The sequence below is a fragment of the Roseovarius sp. B08 genome (genome assembly GCF_051417955.1).
Taxonomy (GTDB): Bacteria; Pseudomonadota; Alphaproteobacteria; order Rhodobacterales; family Rhodobacteraceae; genus Roseovarius.
The window spans coordinates 2330960-2349232 of the sequence record NZ_JBPRLW010000001.1; the positions used below are offsets into that span (position 1 = coordinate 2330960).

17 protein-coding genes and 2 pseudogenes are annotated in these 18273 nt (G+C 62.3%); 13 read left to right on the plus strand and 6 right to left on the minus strand.

Going from position 1 to position 18273, the window contains the following annotated elements:
* The first annotated feature begins 263 nt into the window (after positions 1-263).
* Positions 264-1046 carry an exodeoxyribonuclease III gene (gene xth / locus ACSQ76_RS11790; protein ID WP_437156712.1) on the plus strand — a complete coding sequence of 261 codons (783 nt, stop codon included), beginning with the start codon at positions 264-266 and terminating at the stop codon, positions 1044-1046.
* Here xth and ACSQ76_RS11795 read toward each other — a convergent pair.
* On the minus strand, positions 1043-2212 hold the full coding sequence (locus tag ACSQ76_RS11795) for an FAD-dependent monooxygenase (protein WP_437156713.1): 1170 nt from the start codon (positions 2210-2212) through the stop codon (positions 1043-1045). The two genes, xth and ACSQ76_RS11795, sit on opposite strands and share 4 nt — an antisense overlap.
* A 72-nt stretch (positions 2213-2284) precedes the next feature.
* Positions 2285-2707, minus strand: coding sequence for an RNA polymerase-binding protein DksA (dksA, locus tag ACSQ76_RS11800; protein ID WP_306129972.1), 423 nt, complete (start codon positions 2705-2707; stop codon positions 2285-2287).
* Positions 2708-2911: 204 nt separating this feature from the next.
* On the opposite strand from dksA, the gene ACSQ76_RS11805 reads away from it, so the two are divergent.
* The 7 genes and pseudogenes from ACSQ76_RS11805 to ACSQ76_RS11835 all read left to right on the plus strand — a co-directional run bounded on the left by ACSQ76_RS11805 (position 2912) and on the right by ACSQ76_RS11835 (position 9782).
* Entirely contained in the window at positions 2912-3751 is an 840-nt protein-coding gene (locus ACSQ76_RS11805; RefSeq protein WP_437156714.1) for an AAA family ATPase, read from the plus strand.
* 357 nt (positions 3752-4108) lie between these two features.
* Entirely contained in the window at positions 4109-5464 is a 1356-nt protein-coding gene (locus tag ACSQ76_RS11810; RefSeq protein ID WP_437158196.1) for a DUF2927 domain-containing protein, read from the plus strand.
* A 17-nt stretch (positions 5465-5481) separates the two neighbouring features.
* Entirely contained in the window at positions 5482-5649 is a 168-nt protein-coding gene (locus tag ACSQ76_RS11815; RefSeq protein ID WP_057789503.1) for a hypothetical protein, read from the plus strand.
* An 8-nt stretch (positions 5650-5657) separates the two neighbouring features.
* Positions 5658-6841: pseudogene (locus tag ACSQ76_RS11820) on the plus strand (vWA domain-containing protein).
* A 106-nt stretch (positions 6842-6947) separates the two neighbouring features.
* A complete protein-coding gene (locus ACSQ76_RS11825) occupies positions 6948-7889 on the plus strand; it encodes a nucleoside hydrolase (protein ID WP_437156715.1) in 942 nt (313 codons plus the stop codon).
* Positions 7886-8332 carry a GNAT family N-acetyltransferase gene (locus ACSQ76_RS11830; RefSeq protein WP_437156716.1) on the plus strand — a complete coding sequence of 149 codons (447 nt, stop codon included), beginning with the start codon at positions 7886-7888 and terminating at the stop codon, positions 8330-8332. Before ACSQ76_RS11825 ends, ACSQ76_RS11830 begins: the two co-directional genes overlap by 4 nt.
* Before the next feature lie 31 nt (positions 8333-8363).
* Positions 8364-9782, plus strand: coding sequence for a protein adenylyltransferase SelO (locus tag ACSQ76_RS11835; RefSeq protein ID WP_437156717.1), 1419 nt, complete (start codon positions 8364-8366; stop codon positions 9780-9782).
* Positions 9783-9784: 2 nt separating this feature from the next.
* Here ACSQ76_RS11835 and ACSQ76_RS11840 read toward each other — a convergent pair whose 3' ends face one another.
* On the minus strand, positions 9785-10435 hold the full coding sequence (locus tag ACSQ76_RS11840; protein WP_306129904.1) for a hypothetical protein: 651 nt from the start codon (positions 10433-10435) through the stop codon (positions 9785-9787).
* Positions 10436-10473: 38 nt separating this feature from the next.
* On the opposite strand from ACSQ76_RS11840, the gene ACSQ76_RS11845 reads away from it, so the two are divergent.
* The 5 genes and pseudogenes from ACSQ76_RS11845 to ACSQ76_RS11865 all read left to right on the plus strand — a co-directional run bounded on the left by ACSQ76_RS11845 (position 10474) and on the right by ACSQ76_RS11865 (position 14423).
* Positions 10474-11175 (plus strand): endonuclease/exonuclease/phosphatase family protein, encoded by a 702-nt coding sequence (locus tag ACSQ76_RS11845; RefSeq protein WP_437156718.1) that lies wholly within the window; start codon positions 10474-10476, stop codon positions 11173-11175.
* Between the two features lie 74 nt (positions 11176-11249).
* Positions 11250-11663, plus strand: coding sequence for a Fur family transcriptional regulator (locus tag ACSQ76_RS11850; protein ID WP_306129906.1), 414 nt, complete (start codon positions 11250-11252; stop codon positions 11661-11663).
* Between the two features lie 84 nt (positions 11664-11747).
* A pseudogene (locus ACSQ76_RS11855) lies at positions 11748-12625 on the plus strand (DMT family transporter).
* A gap of 99 nt (positions 12626-12724) precedes the next feature.
* Entirely contained in the window at positions 12725-14002 is a 1278-nt protein-coding gene (eno, locus tag ACSQ76_RS11860; protein WP_437156719.1) for a phosphopyruvate hydratase, read from the plus strand.
* A gap of 1 nt (position 14003) precedes the next feature.
* Positions 14004-14423 (plus strand): cupin domain-containing protein, encoded by a 420-nt coding sequence (locus tag ACSQ76_RS11865; protein ID WP_437156720.1) that lies wholly within the window; start codon positions 14004-14006, stop codon positions 14421-14423.
* Here the strand turns inward: ACSQ76_RS11865 and pgi are convergent.
* Genes pgi through zwf form a run of 3 tightly spaced genes read right to left on the minus strand, consistent with a single transcriptional unit; the run spans position 14420 to position 18180 of the window.
* A complete protein-coding gene (gene pgi, locus ACSQ76_RS11870) occupies positions 14420-16015 on the minus strand; it encodes a glucose-6-phosphate isomerase (RefSeq protein WP_437156721.1) in 1596 nt (531 codons plus the stop codon). The two genes, ACSQ76_RS11865 and pgi, sit on opposite strands and share 4 nt — an antisense overlap.
* Before the next feature lie 42 nt (positions 16016-16057).
* Positions 16058-16729, minus strand: a complete 672-nt coding sequence (gene pgl / locus ACSQ76_RS11875; protein WP_437156722.1) for a 6-phosphogluconolactonase — start codon at positions 16727-16729, stop codon at positions 16058-16060.
* Entirely contained in the window at positions 16726-18180 is a 1455-nt protein-coding gene (gene zwf / locus ACSQ76_RS11880; protein WP_306129911.1) for a glucose-6-phosphate dehydrogenase, read from the minus strand. Before zwf ends, pgl begins: the two co-directional genes overlap by 4 nt.
* Positions 18181-18273: the final 93 nt, after the last annotated feature.

An 18273-nucleotide genomic window follows, 5' to 3' on the forward strand; every position in this document is an offset into this window, starting at 1 on the left:
CTGTATTTCGCCGTAAGCGAGTTATCCACAAGGCACGATTCCGAACTACAAAATTTAGCACCCCTTGCCAGCTTTTCCGTGCGCTGCTTAGCAGCGCACGGAAAAAATTGTTTTCCACAGGGCAACAGAACTGTGGATAAAACAAAAATTGTTTCCAGACTTAGACCGAATCAGCTTAGGCGCGAATCGTTAATTTAGTCCTCTAGGCGGCTTGCGTCCGCGGGGAGGCTGGGCGATAGGTTGACCATGATCGGAGACCGTGCATGAAGATCGCCAGTTTCAACATCAACGGTATCAAAGCGCGGCTGAGCGCCTTAATCGACTGGCTGGAAGAGGCCCAACCCGACGTTGCGCTTTTGCAGGAAATCAAGACAGTCGACGAAGGCTTCCCGCGAGAGACGTTCGAGGAGCGCGGATATAATGTCGAAACCCATGGCCAGAAGGGTTTCAACGGCGTCGCGATCCTGTCCAAGCTGCCGCTGGAAGACGTCACCCGGGGCTTGCCCGGCGACGACGAAGACGACCATGCGCGGTGGATCGAGGCGACGGTCGTGGGTGCGCGGTCTTCGATACGTCTGTGCGGCCTCTATCTGCCCAACGGAAACCCAGCACCGGGGCCGAAATACGATTATAAACTTGCCTGGATGAAACGCCAGAAAGCACGCGCCGCCGAGTTGCTGGCCACCGAGGAGCCCTTCCTGATGGCAGGAGACTACAACGTGATCCCGCAGGACGAGGACGCAAAGCGCCCCGAGGCCTGGGCGAAGGATGCGTTGGCCCTGCCGCAAAGCCGGGCGGCCTTTCGCGAGTTGCTGTCCATGGGGTTTACCGAAGCGTTCCGCACGCGGGTGGCCGGGCCTGGCCATTACACTTTCTGGGACTATCAGGCGGGGGCGTGGAACCGGGATGACGGCATCCGGATAGATCACTTTCTGCTGAGCCCGCAGGCGGCGGACCACCTGGTGGACGTGGGCATCGACAAGGACATCCGCGGACGGGAAAAGCCGTCGGATCACGTTCCCGTTTGGGTCGAACTGGACCTTTAGGCGTCCGTTGCCGTGACGTCGTAGCCGTAAATCCAGTCGAACTGGCTCACGAGACGGCTTGGCATCAGCGCACCGCCAAGCCGCAGCGCCGTGTGCGCGGCAAAGCGAACCGGCGGGAAGGCGAGATGGTATTTCCAGGCGTTCCGGCTGGCGGTGTCGACAACCTGCCGCACGCGATCGGCTCGCATCCACTGGTAGGCCGCGAGCGCTGAGTTGAGGTCCCTTTCTTTGGCAAGGCTTCGTCCCAGGGCATAAGCATCCTCGAGCGCCATGTTGGCCCCCTGTGCCATGAACGGCAGCGTCGGATGAGCGGCGTCACCGACCAGCACCACTGAACCCGTGTGCCATTTCGCCGCGACCGGATGCTGGAACAGGCCCCAGCGATGGACCTTTTCGACCCGGTCGATCAAACGGGTCGCATCAGGCCCGAAATCGTGGAAGATTCCGCGCAGGGTTTCGGGACGATCCTCGGCAGTCCAGCTTTCTTCGTGCCACCGGGCCCGTTCCTGCACGGCAACGAGGTTGCGCATGCGGCCTCCGCGTAGGGGATAGGTGACCAAGTGCCGGTGGGGGCCCATGAAGACCTGCGCCTCCGGTTCGGCGCCGGTTTCGGGGATGACGGCGCGCCAGGCCACCTGCCGGGTAAAGTAAGGGGCGGATGTACCGTTAAGCGCTTTACGAGCGACCGAGTGAAGTCCATCCGCCCCAACAAGCAAGTCGCATGTCAGCGCAGTGCCATCCCGCAGCGTCACTTCGGGAACCGATCCGGGCGTCACGGACGCGCCCTCTTGATCCAGGGATATCTCGACGCCGGCCGCGAGAGCAGCGTGCTCGAGGATGTGGATCAGGTCCGCGCGATGGACGAAGTGGTAGTCACCACAAGGCAGCCGCGCGAGATCGAGACGGACGACCTCGGCCCCCTTGTAGTCGCGCAGACGCACCGACTGGCCGCGCACCGATTTCGCCCGCAGCGCGCTGCCCAACCCCAATTTTTCCAGAACGATGAAACCGTTGGGACTGATCTGCAGGCCTGCCCCCACCTCGGTGATACGGGGAGCCTGTTCGAGGACGCACACGGCAGCACCCGCGCGGCGCAACATGATCGCCGTGGTCAGCCCGCCAATGCCACCGCCGAGAACGATGCAGTTGAAAGAGGCGATATCCATGCGGGTCCTTTGAATGCGAAAACGCCGAAGCGAAAGCCCCGGCGTTCCGATTTCGGTTTGGTTCTGCCGCGGTCAGTCGTCGCGGTGAACCTTCTCGCGCCGTTCGTGACGTTCCTGGGCCTCGAGGCTCATGGTCGCGATCGGGCGGGCATCGAGGCGTTTGAGGCTGATCGGCTCGCCGGTGACCTCGCAATAGCCGTATTCGCCCTCGTCGATCCGGCGCAGGGCCGCGTCGATCTTGGCGACCAGCTTGCGCTGACGGTCCCGCGTGCGCAGTTCCAGCGCCCGGTCGGTTTCCTCGCTGGCGCGGTCGGCCACGTCGGGAATTGCACGCGTGCTGTCCTGAAGCCCCTCGATGGTGTCACGGCTGTCCTCGAGCAGCTCGCTCTTCCAGGTCAGCAGCTTGCGACGAAAATACTCCACTTGCCGCTCATTCATGAACGGCTCGTCCTCTGCCGGAGTGTAATCCTCCGACAGAACCACGTCCTGTTTCATTTCCACTCCCTCCTGCAGGTCTCCGTAGGTCACCCAACTTCCCCTTGAGAAATCCACCTTGTGGCGTGCAATTACACGCGCCCCGACCGATTGTCACTACACAATTGCCCGCCATTGATGTGAATTGCCCAAGACACTAGGGTGCGGCAAAAATTCCGTGCAGCCCGACACTTGCGCGCGGCGACACCACGAAAAGGGACGCTCATGAAATTCGAAGGCACCGACGCCTATATCGCCACCGACGACCTGACCGTCGCGGTGAACGCCGCCGTTACGCTGGAACGCCCCCTGCTGGTGAAGGGCGAGCCAGGGACCGGCAAGACGGAACTGGCCCGGCAGGTCGCCTACGGCCTGGGCCTGCCAATGCTGGAGTGGAACATCAAGTCCACCACCAAGGCGCAACAGGGTCTTTACGAGTACGATGCCGTTTCGCGCCTGCGCGACAGCCAGCTTGGCGAGAAACGCGTCCACGACGTGCGCAACTATATTCGCAAGGGCAAGCTGTGGCAGGCATTCGAAGCTGAAGAAAAAGTCGTGCTGCTGATTGACGAGATCGACAAGGCCGATATCGAGTTTCCCAACGACCTGTTGCAGGAACTGGACCGGATGGAGTTTCACGTCTACGAGACCGGTGAAACCGTCCGCGCGGTTCAGCGCCCGATCGTGATCATCACCTCGAACAACGAAAAAGAGCTGCCCGACGCATTCCTGCGCCGCTGTTTCTTTCACTACATCCAGTTTCCGGACCCCGAGACGATGAAACGGATCGTCGAAGTGCATCATCCGGGTATCAAGGAACGGCTGCTGACCGAGGCGCTGACCCAGTTCTACGACATCCGCGAGCAGTCGGGATTGAAGAAGAAGCCCTCGACCTCGGAAGTGCTGGACTGGCTGAAGCTGATCCTGGCAGAGGACCTGACGGCAGAGGACCTCAAGCGCGATGGCGCGGATGCGCTGCCCAAGCTGCACGGCGCGCTGTTGAAAAACGAGCAGGATGTACACCTTTTCGAGCGGCTCGCCTTCATGGCGCGCCGGCAAAGATAGCGACATCGCCTGAAACTTCGGCAGTAGCGTGCAAACCCGTAACATTGCGGCAACAGGCGTGCGATTAGTCGTTTGCTGATAATTCCCGGTTAACCAGAGTTCCGACAACATTCCTCATGCGCTTCGAATCGCGATTCGGGCTGCTGGCGATTCGGCCACACTATTGTCTTTTTTGCACCTTGCCGGGGACGAAGTAAGAGGCGAAGAGGACACCTATCCGGTAGGGTCGAAGAGCAGCGTTTCGAATTGCGTGCACTGAAAGACGCGCAGAACGACCGGGCGACGACTGCACCGGATGGGCAGGACGGGGTTACGACGGACACCTGCCACATGGGACCATACAGGCATCGGGGGCTTATGCGCCGCGTCATTCTTCCATTGTTTTTCATGCTGGGCGCGTGCGTTCCCAGCCCGTCCAGTGAAATGCCCTCGCGCGCAGCCACGGCGACCGCAACTACGCTACCAGCCCTTAAGTCGTTCTCGGCGCCGCGTCCCGTGCCACCCTCACGGTCCAACATCGACATCGCTCAGGATTTCCTCGAGTTGTCCTTTCAACTCGAATCGGGTCGCAAATTGCAGTATTTCTCGCGCTTCGAGGGGCCTGTTTCGATCCGGATCACCGGCAATCCTCCCTCGACGCTTATCCCGGACCTCAACCGCCTGGTGCACCGGCTGCGCACCGAGGCGATGATCGACATTGCAAGGGTCCGGTCCGACGCGGCCAACATCACGATCGAGGCCGTGCCGCGGGCCCAAATCCGCAGGCACCTGCCCAAGGCGGCCTGTTTCGTGGTGCCCAATATCAGTCGCCTGTCGGAATACCGCGCGGCGCGCAACAAGCGGCAAACAAACTGGAGCAAGCTGGTCGAACGCGAGAAGATTGCGATTTTTTTGCCCAACGATGCCTCGCCCCAGGAAGTACGCGACTGCCTGCACGAGGAAGTGGCGCAGGCGCTGGGACCGCTGAACGATCTTTACCGGCTGCCCGACAGCGTGTTCAACGATGACAACGTGCACACGGTTCTGACAGGTTTCGACATGCTGATTCTGCGGGCCTATTACTCGCCCGAGCTGCAGTCGGGAATGACGCGGGAACAGGTGGCGGCCCTTCTGCCGTCCATCCTGTCACGGCTCAATCCCGGTGGCGACACAATCTCGCCGCACGCCCTGTCATCGACGCCCCGCGCATGGATCAAGGCTGTGCAGACGGCGCTTGGCCCCGGAGCGGGTCACTCGCAGCGGCTAGTGGCCGCGGGCGAGGCGCTGCGTATCGCCGACGCGATGGGCTGGCACGATCATCGGCGCGCGTTCTCGCATTTCGCAATGGGGCGCCTGACCCAGGCCAGCCAGCCCGACACGGCGTTCCAGCATTTCAGCCTGGCCGAACGGTTCTACAGCCAGACCCCCGGCACCGAATTGCATCGTGCCTACTCCGCATCGCAACTGGCCGCGTTCGCCATTGGCGAGGGCAATGGCCAGTTGGCGCTGACCATTCTGGCGCCGCATCTTGCCATCGCCGAACGTCATGAAAACGCCGCCCTTCTGTCGACACTGATGCTGCTGAGGGCCGAGGCGCTGGACTTGACGGGCCGCGTCGCCGAGGCGCAGACGGTGCGTCTGGACAGTATAGGCTGGGCGCGGTACGGGTTCGGCGCGGATTGGGCGGTGCGCGCGAAACTGCGGGAAATCTCGTCGCTCAGTCCCCTGAAGTGACCTGACGGGAAGACACGATGATCGTTCTATTCGGCGCGATCCTGGGCGCAAGCCTGGGCGCATTCACGGCGTGGCGGCGCAAGGGTCGCACCGCCGATATCCTTTTGTACGCGGCCGTTTACTGCCTGATCTTCACGCTGCTTGGGCTTTTTGCTACGCTGATCATCCACCGCATGTCGATCTGAGGTAAGCGATGTTCCTGCCCTTCTTCGAGAATCTCAGGAAGGCGGGCCTGCCGGTCTCGCTGCGCGAGTACCTGACCTTTCTGGAAGCGATGGGTGCGGGCCTTGTGACCTACGATCTCGAGGGGTTTTACTATCTTGCCCGTACGGCGATGGTGAAAGACGAGCGGATGATCGACCGCTTCGACCGCGCCTTTGCCGCCAGCTTCGAGGGGCTGGAAGCGATCAGCGCGAGTGACGTGGTCGAGGCTGTCGACATCCCGCAGGAGTGGCTGGAAAAACTGGCCGAGAAGCACCTGAGCGAGGAAGAGCGGGCCGAGATCGAGGCGCTTGGCGGGTTCGACAAGCTGGTGGAGACGCTGAAGGAGCGGCTGAAGGAACAGCAGGGGCGCCACCAGGGCGGCAATAAATGGATCGGCACCGCCGGAACCTCGCCTTTTGGCGCCTATGGCTACAACCCCGAAGGTGTGCGCATCGGGCAAAGGAGAGCCGCCACCGGCGGGCGGTCAAGGTCTGGGACAAGCGCGAGTTCCGCAATCTCGACGACACGGTCGAGTTGGGGACGCGCAACATAAAGGTGGCGCTGAAACGGCTGCGGCGATGGGCGCGGGACGGAGCCGAGGACGAGTTGGACCTGGAGGGTACGATCCGGGCCACCGCCGAGCATGGCTATCTCGACGTCAAGACCCGCCCGGAGCGACGCAACGCAGTGAAGGTTTTGCTGTTTCTGGACGTGGGCGGGTCGATGGACCCGCATATCAAGATGGTCGAGGAACTGTTTTCAGCCGCGAAAACCGAATTCAAACATCTGGAATACTACTATTTCCACAATTGCCTTTATGAAGGCGTCTGGCGCGACAATCGCCGCCGCTGGGACGCGCAGACGCCCACCGACGAGGTGCTGCGCACCTACGGGCCGGACTACAAGTGCATCTTCGTCGGTGACGCCTCGATGTCGCCTTACGAAATTGCCTATCCGGGTGGCGCCAACGAGCACTGGAACGCCGAAGCGGGACAGGTCTGGCTTCAGCGGGCAAGGGCGCAATGGCCCGAGCACCTGTGGATCAACCCGGTGCCCGAGGCCTATTGGAGCTATACCCATTCGATCGGAATGGTGCGCGAAATATTCGAGGACCGGATGGTACCGATGACCCTTGAGGGGATCGAGCGCGGGATGAAGGAATTGGGTCGTTGATCCGATCGGAGGTCCGCGCCAGGAGATCGGTCCCTCCCCGGAGTATTTCTGCCAAGACAATCTAAGCGCAGTGGACAAGTATTGTCTGCCGTGACAGGGGATTTGCATGAACGTGCGCAAGATCATCATCGACACGGATCCCGGGCAGGACGACGCCGTCGCGATCCTTTTGGCGTTGGCGAGCCCGGAGGAAATCGAGGTTCTGGGAATTACCTGTGTCGCCGGCAACGTGCCGCTGGAACTGACGGTGCGCAATGCGCGCATGGTGTGCGAATTGGCCGGGAGGCGCGACGTGAAGGTCTTTGCCGGGTGTGATCGCCCGCTGGACCGCGACCTTGTGACCGCGGAACATGTGCACGGCAAGACCGGGCTTGATGGGCCCGACCTGCCCGAGCCGACGATGCCGTTGCAAGATATGCGCGCGGTCGAGTTCATCATCGAGACTTTGCGGAAAGAGCCCGCGAGCAGCGTCACGCTGGTGCCGATCGGGCCGCTGACAAATATCGCGACGGCGTTCCGCATGGCGCCCGATATTGTCCGGAAGGTGCATGAGATCGTCCTGATGGGCGGCGCCTATTTCGAGGTCGGCAACATCACGCCCGCGGCCGAGTTCAACATTCATGTCGATCCGCATGCGGCCGATCTGGTTTTCCGGGCTGGCGTGCCGATCGTCGTCATGCCGCTCGATGTGACGCACAAGGCGCTGGTGACGCGCGCGCGCAACGATGCCTTTCGTGCCATCGGCAACCGGGTCGGGACGGCGGTAGCCGAAATGACCGACTTCTTCGAACGTTACGACCGCGAGAAATACGGCTCCGACGGGGCACCGCTGCATGATCCTTGCACAGTCGCATACCTGATCCGCCCAGAACTGTTTTCGGGTCGACACGTCAATGTCGAGATCGAAACCGGATCGGAACTGACCATGGGAATGACCGTGGCGGACTGGTGGGGCGTGACCGATCGCGCAGCCAATGCGCTGTTCATCGGGAACCTCGATGCGGACGGGTTTTTCGAACTTCTGACCGAAAGGCTGGCCCGGCTATGACGAAATTGACGCTTGCCGCCACCGAGGACATGGAGCGTCTGTTGCCGCTGGTAGCGGCGTTCCACCACGAAGAGGGCATCGTGCAGGACGACACGACCCGCCGCGATGCCCTGGCGCCGCTGCTGGAGGGATCGCCGCACGGGTGCATCTACCTCGCGGGTCCGAGGCGGGCCCCGATCGGCTATGTCGCCGTCTCGTTCGGGTGGTCGATAGAGTTTGGCGGGCTCGACGGGTTTGTCGACGAGATTTTCATCCGACCCGGCGTGCGTGGACGCGGGATCGGCTCGGAAATCCTGCTGACCTTGCCCAAGACACTGGCCGCTGCGGGAATGAAGGCAATCCATCTGGAGGTCGGGCGCGAGAATGCAAAAGCGCGGCGCGTCTACGAAAGACTGCGTTTCGAGCCGCGTGAGAATTACATCCTGATGTCACGCAAGCTCTAGCGTTTGCGGGACAGGCGACTATCTATCAAGTATGAGCTTGCAAATACCATTCGACAATTCCTATGCCCGCCTGCCCGACCGCTTCTTCACCAGGCAGCCGCCCGTGCCTGTGAAAGCGCCTCAACTGATTGCTTTCAATGAGGTGCTGGCCCGTGAACTTGGGATCTCGCCGGGACCCGAGGACGAAAGGGCGCGCGTCTTTGCCGGCAATCAGGTGCCGGACGGCGCTGATCCATTGGCGCAGGTCTATGCCGGGCACCAGTTCGGCGGCTTTTCACCGCAACTGGGAGACGGCCGCGCCAACCTGTTGGGGGAAGTCGCAACGAACGGTAAACGCTTTGACATTCAGCTCAAAGGGTCGGGGCCGACGCCCTATTCTCGGATGGGAGACGGGCGCGCCTGGTTGGGACCTGTGTTGCGGGAATACGTCGTCAGCGAGGCCATGCACGCTCTTGGCATCCCCACAAGCCGGGCACTGGCGGCGACGCTGACCGGCGAGCCGGTGTTCCGCGAAACCGGCGCCCTGCCCGGCGCGGTGCTGACCCGCGTGGCGCAAAGCCACATTCGCGTCGGTACGTTCCAGTTCTTTGCTGCAAGGCGCGACCTGCCAGCGCTTCAGGCGCTATACGAACACGTGGTCCAGCGGCACTATCCCGAGGTAACTTCCCCGGCGGAGTTGCTTGACGCTGTGATCGCGCGGCAGGCGCGTCTGGTGGCGCAGTGGATGTCGGTCGGGTTCATTCACGGGGTGATGAACACCGACAATACCGCGCTGTCGGGCGAAACCATCGACTATGGACCATGCGCGTTCATGGATGACTATCATCCCGATACAGTGTTTTCCTCCATCGACATGCACGGGCGTTACGCCTTCGCAAACCAGCCCAACGTGATCGCTTGGAACATGGCACAGCTGGCCACGGCACTGGTGCCGCTGATGCCCGATCAGGACAAGGCGGTCGAAGATTTCACCAAGTCGGTCCATGCCATGCCGGGTCAGGTGCACAACGTGTGGCGTGAGCTTTTCGGGCGCAAGATCGGGCTGGCGAAAGCAACAGCCGAAGACGAGGGCCTGATTGCCGCGCTTCTGGATGCCATGGCGGCCAATCGCGCAGACTTCACCAACACGTTTAGAGCATTGAGTGACGGCAGGCCGCGCGACGAGTTCCTCGACCCAAAGGCATTCGACGCTTGGGAAAAGGACTGGCGCAAGCGGATGGAACAGGAACAGGCGCCGGACGATGTCATGCGCGCGGCCAACCCTGCCTACATTCCACGCAATCACCGCATCGAGCAGATAATCGCGGCGGCTGTTGCCGGTGACATGGCCCCGTTTCACCGGCTTTGCGATGTACTGGCCGATCCGTACCATCCGCGTAGTGACTCCCGGGATCTTGCACGACCGCCGCAGCCCTCGGAAGCGGTGCAGCAGACCTTTTGCGGCACCTGAGGCTATTCGGAGCGGTCGCGACGCCGTCGTAACCTGCGAAAGAAGCGTGGGTTGCGTTTTACGAATTCGTCAATGAAGGTGCCGATGCCGACATGCCGTCCCTTGAGATAGCCAAAACCCGCTGCCGCGCCGACCAACGCGCCGACCGCGTTGATGATGAGATCGCCCATGGTGTCCTGAAGTCCGGATTTCTGCATGTTGAACCCGAAGACCTGGTCCATCCCGAACTCGAAGATTTCCCAGACCGTGCCGATCGTCATGGCGAAACAGAAAGCGAGAAAGCTCAGTTGAAGATGCGGCGCGGCGAACCGGTCACCCTGGAACATCATGAATACAAAGACAAATCCGATCAGCCCGAACGCGACGGCAGACGTGCCGTGCATGGCGATGTCCCACCACCAGAACCGTTCGTAGAAATCGAAGACCTCACCAAGGAAAAGGGTGGCGACAACGAACGCCACGACCACGGCGATGAAGGTCGGTGGCACATGCACCTGCGCCCAGTTAGCAACGATGACCGGGGCCAGCGAAACTCCAAGCGTCGCCAGCGCCACAAAGGCCAGTTCAAACCGCAGCAAGGCCAGTGCCCAAAGCGTCGCGCCGGCAAGCGCCAGCCAGATGAGACGCGCCAGCCAGGTTTGATCTGCAAACATGTAGAGCGGTCCTTCTGCAATTCTGCCATCGTGTTACCATGAACGAGCCCCGACTGAGAATTGCAACCTACAACCTGCAAAAATGCGTGGGGCTGGACATGCGCCGGCGACCGGATCGCAGCCTTCAGGTGATCAATGCCTTGGGCGCCGATCTTGTTGTCTTGCAGGAGGCGGACAAGCGATTACAGCCCCGCCCCGCCGCCCTTCCCCACGACCTTGTGGAGCGGGACGGCTGGCGTATCCTGCCCTTCGGTGCGCCGGGCGGCTCGCTGGGCTGGCACGGCAACGCGATGCTGGCGCGGCGAGACCTGGCGGTGCGGCACACGCGGCATGTCGACCTTCCGGGGCTGGAGCCGCGCGGGGCGGTGATGGCGGAACTGGACACCAGCATTGGTCCCCTGCGGGTTGTTGGAGTGCACCTGGGGCTTGTGCGGCGATACCGGTTGTTGCAGATGATGGCGGTGATGCGGGTGGCTGCCCGGTGCGAGGCGATGCCGCTGGTGTTGGCGGGCGATTTCAACGAGTGGCGTCGCCCCGCCGCGATGCGCGCTGCGGCGAGCGGCTTGGAATTCGCGCCAACGCCGGCCAGCTATCCTGCGCCTCGGCCCGTCGGGAAGCTGGACCGGATCGCCCATTCTCCCGAGCTTGAGGTCGCGGCAACCGGCGTCTACACGGCCAAGCCCGCGCATATCACCTCGGACCACCTGCCCGTCTGGGCAGACCTGACGCACCGGCGGTGATGCATGTCGCAAAAAGCTGGATTTCCGATGTCACACCCGTTATCCAACGCTCCGGAAACGCGAAGAAGGCCGGCATGACAGAGACCATCATCGACCGTTGCGAGGCCAAGGGCTTGAGGATGACCGACCAGCGGCGCACCATTGCGGCGGTGCTGGAATCCTCCGAAGACCATCCAGATGTGGAAGAGCTTTATTCCCGGGCCAGCGGCCGGGACCCCAAGATTTCGATCGCCACCGTCTATCGTACCGTGAAACTGTTCGAAGAGGCCGGCATCATCGACAAGCTGGAATTTGGGGACGGGCGTGCCCGGTACGAGGATGCCGAACGCGACCACCACGACCACCTGATCGACATGCATTCCGGCGAGGTGATCGAGTTCGTCGACCCCGACATCGAAAAATTGCAGGAAAAGATTGCCGCCAAGCTTGGCTACAAGCTGAAGGGTCACAAGCTGGAACTCTACGGCGTTCCGATTCGGAAGGATTGACCCGGCTCCGTCCGACCGACTGTCTTGTATCGCCCCCAAAAGCCGCCTATCGCGGCAGGGAAACTTTCAAGCGGCACGGCGATCATGGACAATCTTCGCGGAATAATGATGGTAATTCTGTCCATGGCGGCCTTCACCGTCGAGGACATGTTCATAAAGAAATTGTCGGCCGACATTTCAGTCGGCCAGATCCTGATCTTTCTCGGGATCGGCAGCGCGTCCATCTTTGCGGTGGTGGCGCGGCTGGGTGGGCATCGCATTTTCGCACCGGAGGCGTGGCGCAGGCCCTTTCTGCTGCGCGCGGGATGCGAGGCCGGTGCTGCCCTTGCCTTTACCACCGCGCTGTCGAAGGTCGATATCTCGGTCGTCGCCTCGGTTTTCCAGGCGACGCCGCTCTTCATTACCATGGGGGCGGCGCTGTTTCTGGGAGAGGACGTGGGCTGGCGCCGGTGGAGCGCGATCCTGATCGGGTTCTGCGGCGTGCTGCTGATTATCCGCCCGGGCCTTGCCGGTTTCGACCCTTCGGCGCTGCTCGTTCTGGTGTCCGTAGCCTGCGTGGCCGCGCGCGACCTTATCACCCGGCGCATCGACGTCTCCGTGTCCTCGACCGTGGTGTCGTTTCAGGGCTTTGCCGCAGTGGTACCGGCCGGAGTTTTGTTGATCGTGCTGGGACCGCAGACGCTGTCAACGTTAACACCGCCGCTGTGGGCAATGATCGTGGGCGGCATGGTCTTCGGGGCCATGGGATATTATGGCATCGTGGCGGCGATGCGCATGGGGGATGCGGCGGTCGTCACGCCGTTCCGCTATACGCGCCTTCTTTTTCGCTGATCGTGGGTGTTGTGGTCTTTGCCGAGCGGCCGGACACCCTGACTTTGCTTGGCGCCGCACTGATCATCACGACCGGGCTCTACACTTATCTGCGCGAGCGGCGGTTGGCCCGGCGAGCGCGGGCCGCCTGACGCATCGAAAGATTACCGCGACACCGCCTTGCGTCGCAGTTCCCATTCACGCGCGTTCTTGCTATGGACCGGCAACTGCATTCTGCCAAAGGGTTACAGATGAGCATCATTCTGGACATTCACGCACGCGAAATCCTCGACAGCCGCGGCAATCCGACAGTCGAGGTGGACGTGATCCTCGAAGACGGCACCATGGGCCGCGCCGCCGTGCCGTCGGGCGCGTCCACCGGCGCGCATGAGGCGGTGGAGAAGCGCGACGGCGATACCGCACGCTACATGGGCAAGGGCGTGCTGGAGGCCGTGGCGTCGGTGAACGGCGAAATCGCGGACGCGTTGGCCGGATTCGATGCCACGGAACAGGTGGCCATCGACGAAGCGATGATCGAACTGGACGGCACCCCTAATAAGGGGCGGCTTGGCGCCAACGCCATCCTCGGCGTCAGCCTTGCCGTGGCCAAGGCCGCGGCGGATTTCGCCATGCAGCCTTTGTTCCGCTATGTAGGCGGCACATCGGCCCGCACCCTGCCAGTGCCGATGATGAACATCATCAACGGCGGCGAACACGCCGACAACCCGATCGACATTCAGGAATTCATGATCATGCCGGTCAGCGCGGGCAATATCCGCGATGCCGTGCGCATGGGATGCGAAGTATTCCACACGCTGAAGAAAGAACTGTCCGGCGCGGGGCTATCGACCGGGATCGGTGACGAAGGCGGCTTTGCCCCTGATATCGCCTCGGCCCGCGACGCGCTGGATTTCATCCTGCGCTCGATCGAAAAGGCCGGCTACAAACCCGGCGAAGACATCTACCTCGCGCTCGATTGCGCCGCGACTGAATACTTCAAGGACGGCAAGTACGTGCTTGCCGGAGAAGGAAAATCCCTGTCGCCGGACGAGAATGCGGCGTATCTGGCGGCGCTGGTGAACGACTATCCAATCATTTCGATCGAGGATGGCATGTCCGAGGATGACTGGGAGGGTTGGAAGGCACTCACGGACCAGATCGGCGACAAGGTGCAGCTGGTGGGTGACGATCTGTTCGTGACCAACCCGACGCGCCTGTCGGACGGGATCAAACGCGGGGTTGCGAACTCGATGCTGGTCAAGGTCAACCAGATCGGCAGCCTGACAGAGACGCTTCAGGCGGTCGAAATGGCACATCGCGCAGGCTATACCAACGTCATGTCGCACCGTTCCGGAGAAACCGAGGATGCCACCATCGCCGATCTTGCGGTGGCCACCAATTGCGGGCAGATCAAGACCGGCTCGCTTGCGCGCTCGGACCGGCTGGCGAAGTACAACCAGCTGATCCGCATCGAAGAGGCGCTTGGCGACACGGCGATCTATGCCGGACGCTCGATCCTGCGGAATTGACGTGACCGCCGACCAGATCATTGCCACCCTCGACCTGTCGCCGCATCCCGAGGGCGGGTTCTTTCGCGAGACATGGCGCGCGTCCAATCAAGGACGCGCCCATGGCACGGCGATCTATTTCCTGCTGCGGGGTGAGGATCACAACCAGTGGCACAAGGTCGATGCGGCCGAGATCTGGCACTATTACGCCGGGGCGCCGATGGTGTTGTCGATATCGGAAAGCGAGGCGGGCCCCGCGCGGGACATGGTTCTTGGCCCAGACCTGACGGAAGGCCAGAGGCCACAAGTCATCGTCCCGCCCGACGCATGGCGGATGGCGCGCTCGACCGGGGACTACACGTTGGTCGGTTGCACCGTGTCCCCGGGATTCGAGTTCGAGCAATTCACGATGGCACCTGACGGGTTCGATATTCCGCGCTAACCCCGGATTGCTTTCAGGAAGGCCAGAAGGCTTTGGGTCGAGCCGTCCTTTCTGCCGGCCTCGGCCTCGCCCGCCACCAGCGGCTCCATCTCCTTGGCCAGTTCCTTGCCCAGCTCGACCCCCCATTGATCGAAGGAATTGATCCCGAGGATCACTCCCTCGACGAAAACCCTGTGCTCGTAGAGCGCAATGATCTGCCCGAGCTGGTAGGGCGTCAGCCTGTCATAGACCAGCGTGGTCGAGGGGCGGTTCCCGGGAAAGACCCGGTGCGCGGCCTGCCGTTCCAGTTCGGCGCCCTCAAAACCGGCCTTGCGCATCATCTCGCGGGCGGTGTCGATGTCTCGCCCCCGCATCAAGGCTTCGGATTGGGCAAGGCAATTGGCAATCAGCAAGCGGTGATGGTGGTCCATCCCCGGCTCGAACCCCCGGGCGGCCACCATGAATTCGCAGGGCACCACCTGCGTGCCCTGGTGTATCAGCTGGTAGAACGCGTGCTGTCCGTTGGTGCCCGGCTCGCCCCAGACAATCGGTCCCGAGCCGCCGTCCACCGGGTCGCCCTGCATCGTCACGCCCTTGCCGTTGCTTTCCATCTCAAGCTGCTGAAGATAGGCAGGCAAGCGCGACAGGCGCTGATCGTAGGGCAAAACGGCCCGCGTGGGATAGCCGCATGCGTGACTGTGCCACAGCCCGGTCAGCGCCAGCATCACCGGCATGTTCCGCTCGAGCGGCGCGGTCTGGAAATGGGTGTCCATCGCTTCGCCGCCGGCGAGAAATGCGTCGAATTCCTCTGGTCCAATGGCCAGCATCAGCGACAGCCCGATCGGCCCCCACGTGGAATATCGCCCGCCCACCCAGTCGGCAAAGCCGAATACGCGCTCGGGCGCGATGCCGAATGCTTCGGTCTTGTCGAGCGCGGTGGACACGGCCGCAAATTGCGCGCTCGGGTCCCCGCCGCCAAGTTGCACCCAAGGCTTTGCGATCGCGGCGTTGCTCATCGTCTCGATGGTCGTGAAAGTCTTGGAGGCGACGATGAAGAGCGTGGTTTTCGGATCTAGCCCGTCGAGGCAATCGGCAATATCCGCCCCATCCACATTCGACACGAAGTGACAGCGCGGACCCTCGTGATAAGGGCGCAGCGCCAGCGTGCCCATTTCGGGCCCAAGATGCGAGCCGCCTATGCCGATAGTCACCACGTCGGTGATCGGACCGCCCGCGCCCTTGTGCCGGCCCGACCGAACGTCTTCGGCAAAGGCACGCATGCGGGACAGGACGTCGCGGACGCCGGGCATCACATCCTGCCCATCGACCTTTATCACCGTGTCGGGCCCTGCTCGAAGCGCCACGTGAAGAACCGAGCGTCCCTCGGTCTCGTTGATCGGCTCGCCCGCGAACATCGCGTCCCGACGCTCGGCAACGCCGCGTTCCTTTGCCAGTTGCAAAAGCTTCTCGCGGGCCGCTTCGGTCATCGAGGTCTTGGCGTAGTCGAACAGCATCCCATCGGCCTGGACCTGGAACCGGGCTGCGCGGTCGGACGATTGCATGAGATCACCAATCGGCGTTCCGGTCTCAGATTTCAGCGCCGCCCAGGTCATGCGGTCTCCTCCTTTTTTATCTCGGTCGGACTGTCCGGCACGCTAGGGCGCCCAATGCACATCGGTTTCGTCGAGGATCGCGGCCACAGGCGCCTGTTCGGGCCGGCAGGTGCGGGCGCGCTCAACAGCCTTGCGCTTGTCCTCTCCAGTGATCACCAGGTGCTTGGCCACCGCCGCATTGAGCACCCGTGCCGACAGGCTGATCCGCACATCCTCGACCTTGGCAGGGCGCATGGGAACCAGCACCGGTGCGTCGTGCGCAAGCGCCGCATCCAGCCCGTCGGTGCCCGGAAACAGCGAGGCGGTATGCATGTCGCCGCCCATGCCGAGGAGCAATACGGCGATCGGCAGACGTGGCTGGATGACGGCCTCCAAGTCCGCAAGTACCGCCTCGGGCGCCTCGGCACGGGCGTAAAGCGGCAGGTAGGCGGCTTTCGCGGCCCGGCCCACCAAGAGCCGCTCGCGCAGCATCCGGGTGTTGGACCGGATGTGCACCTCGGGCACCCAACGTTCATCGCTGAGGCAGATATCGACACGGGACCAGTCGAGATCGGCATCGCACAGCACGTCGAAGACCGGACCGGGCGTGCTGCCCCCCGGCACCACGAACAGCGCACGGTCGTCATGCTCCAGCGCGGTATTCAGATCCCCTGCGAGCTGATTGGCGAGATCGATCGCCATCATCTCCTCGTCGGCGTATTCGATCAGTCTCATGCGCGTATCTCCCTCCAGCGGCGTCCGTCGCGGTGCATCAGCATCAGCGCATCATCCGGCCCTGAACTGCCCGTCGCATAGCTGTGCGGTGCGCGGCCGGACTCGTCCCATTGCGCGATGATCGGGTCGATCCAGGCCCATGCGGCCTCGACCTCGTCACCGCGCATGAAAAGCGTCTGGTTGCCGCGGATCACGTCCATGATCAGCCGTTCGTAGGCATCGGGAAAATCCGCCTCTTCCGGTCCCAATGCCTCGGCGAATGTCATATCAAGCGGGACGTCCACCAGCCGCATGCCACCCGGGCCGGGTTCCTTGATGGTCACGCCAAGCTCGATCCCCTCGTTGGGTTGCAGCTTGATGGTCAGGATGTTGCGGTGGCGGCCCGCGTCGGCGCCGAATATGGAATGCGGCGCATCCTTGAAAACCACGGCGATCTCACTCGCCCGTTCGCGCAGTCGCTTGCCGGTGCGCAGATAGAAAGGCGTTCCGGCCCACCGCCAGTTGCTGATCGTGGCGCGCAGGGCAACAAAGCTTTCGGTCATGCTTTCGCGGTTGCCAACCTCGTTGCGATAGCTGCCATTCTGTCCGGTGCCCTCGTACTGGCCCCGCACGGCGTCGTCGGGTGCAACCGGGTCCAACGCACGAATCACCTTGAGCTTTTCATCGCGCACGGCGTCGGGATCGAACTTGGCTGGTGGTTCCATCGCGATCAGGCACAAAAGCTGCATGATGTGGTTCTGCATCATGTCCCGCATCGCACCCGAGCGGTCATAATAGTCGCCGCGACCGCCAACGCCCACTTCCTCGGCCACGGTGATCTGGATGTGATCGACATACTGGCTGTTCCACAGGGGCTCGAACAATGTATTGCCAAAGCGGATCGCCATGAGGTTCTGCACCGTTTCCTTGCCCAGGTAATGGTCAATCCGGTAGATCTGGTGCTCGTCGAAATACTCCGCAATGGTGGCATTCAACGCCTTGGCCGTCTCGAGATCGCGGCCAAAGGGCTTTTCCACCACGATTCGGCAATTCGGACAGTCCATGCCGTACTTGTGCAGCCTGTCGGCGAGGTCCCCGAACAGGCTGGGCGCCACGGAAAAGTAGAAGGCGCGAATCTCGTCGTCGCGCAGCATCCCCGTCAGTTCGGACCATCCCGCCTCGCCGCGTGCGTCGATCGTCACGTACTCGAGCTGTTGCAGGAAGCTTTCTAGATGTTCGGTGTCTTTCGCGGCCTCGGGCTCGAATTCAATCACGGCTTTACGGGCGAAATCACGGTACGCGGCAGCGTCCATCTCGCTGCGCGCGGCGCCGATCACTCGGGCATCGTCGCTCATTTGCCCGGCCCGAAAGCGCCGGAAAAGGCCGGGAAGGATCTTGCGCTGCGCCAAGTCCCCCGTGCCCCCGAAAATCACAAGGTCGAAAGGATCGACCGGGATGACGCGAGATACCATGGTTTTCTCCTGAACTCGGTGCAAGTCTAGGTGGCGATCACGAAGGTGTCACCTGCCCGTACTCGACTTTCAAGAGAAGAAAGGACAGGTTAC